The sequence below is a fragment of the Streptomyces diversicolor genome, from assembly GCF_057537855.1.
Genome location: NZ_BAAJXA010000120.1, coordinates 1 through 1,500, shown reverse-complemented (window position 1 = coordinate 1,500; position 1,500 = coordinate 1). Strand labels below are relative to the sequence as shown.

Sequence of the window (1,500 nt, the reverse complement as noted above, 5' to 3'; positions counted from 1 at the left end):
GAGAGGAATCCCAATGACGTTGTCAAGTCGGGGTGGTGACACCTCGTGACTGGGTCATGCCCCTGTGGCAGCCGGGCTGGGGATGACGGTCTCGAAGGTCCGGTGGTCGCGTATGAGGGCCCAGAGCACGTTCAGGCGGCGTCTGGCCAGCGCAAGGACGGCCTGCTTATGGGACTTTCCCTCGGCGCGTTTGCGCTGGTAGAAGGTCTTCGACTGGGGGCAGTGCACGGTGGCGACCTGGGCGGAGAGGTAGAACATCCGCAGGAGTCGGCGGCTGTAGCGTCTGGGCCTGCGCAGGTTGCCGCTGACCTTGCCCGAGTCGCGAGGGACGGGCGCGAGTCCGGCGACGCCGGCGAGCCGATCAGCGCTGCCGAAGGCGGTCATGTCGCCCCCGGTCGCGGCGATGAACTCCGCCCCGAGCATGTCACCGATGCCGGGCATGCTGGTGATCAGCTCGGCGTCGGGATGCTCGCGAAACCGGCCCTCGATGAGGACTTCAAGTTCTGCGATCTCCTGATCGAGGGCCATCACCTCCCTGGCCAGGGTGTGGACCATCTTCGCGGCGGTCTTCTCCCCGGGGACGACGGTGAACTGGGCCTCGGCGGCGGTCACCGCTGCGTCGGCGGCGCTCTTGGCGGTGCGGAGCGTGCGGACACCATGGTTCTTGAGCCAGGTGGCGAGCCGGGCCCGGCCGACCCGCCGCAGTGCGGCCGGGGTCTGGTATCCGGTCAGGAGGATGAGCGCGGTCTTGGAGGTGCTGTAGTCGAAGGCCCTCTCCAGGGCGGGGAAGTACTCCAGCATCTGCGCGCGCAGCCGGTTGATCGCCCGGGTGCGGTCGGCGGACAGATCCATGCGGCGTGCTGTCAGGATCTTCAGGTCAACCGCGATCTCGCTGGTCTCCTGGAGCGGCTGGAGGTCGCGGCGCATGCGGGCCTGGTCAGCGATGACGAAGGCGTCCTTGGCGTCGCTCTTGCCGTCGCCGCGGTAGGCGCCGGAGGCGTGGTGGACGGTTCGGCCGGGGATGTAGAACAGCCGCTGGCTGTGGTTGACCAGCAGGGCGATCCACAGCGCTGCCCCGCCGGCGTTCAGGTCGACCGCCCAGGTCACCGGGTCACCGTCGGCCAGGTTCAGGACGTCACCGAGCAGCTGCAGCAGCTCGTCCTCGTTGTTCGCCACCCGGCGCGAGAGCACCTTGGTGCCGTCCGCGTCGATCACGGTGCAATGGTGTTCGGCCTTGCCCGCGTCTGTCCCCGCCCACAGTTCGGGCACCGGCCCCTCCTTCGTCGTTCTCCTGTGCTGTCCCAGCAGACGACCTCGCTGTCACGTCCATACGAGCGATTCGGTTCGCGCATCCCAATCAGCAGTCGAGTCGTCGCGGGATGCCGGGCGGCCAATCCTCTCAAGCCACGAACGCGGCAACCACATGACAGCCACACCCGACATCCCTGGGTGTCCCGATCCTACGAATGACCGCGATTAACCCAGGAAGAAAGGTATGGA

The 1,500-nt window shown here is 67.5% G+C and carries 1 protein-coding gene; it reads right to left on the bottom strand.

The genetic code is table 11. The features are described from left to right. Positions 1-54 precede the first annotated feature (54 nt). Positions 55-1,269 (bottom strand): IS110 family RNA-guided transposase, encoded by a 1,215-nt coding sequence (locus AC27LF_RS45405; RefSeq protein ID WP_479662447.1) that lies wholly within the window; start codon positions 1,267-1,269, stop codon positions 55-57. Between the last annotated feature and the right edge of the window lie 231 nt (positions 1,270-1,500).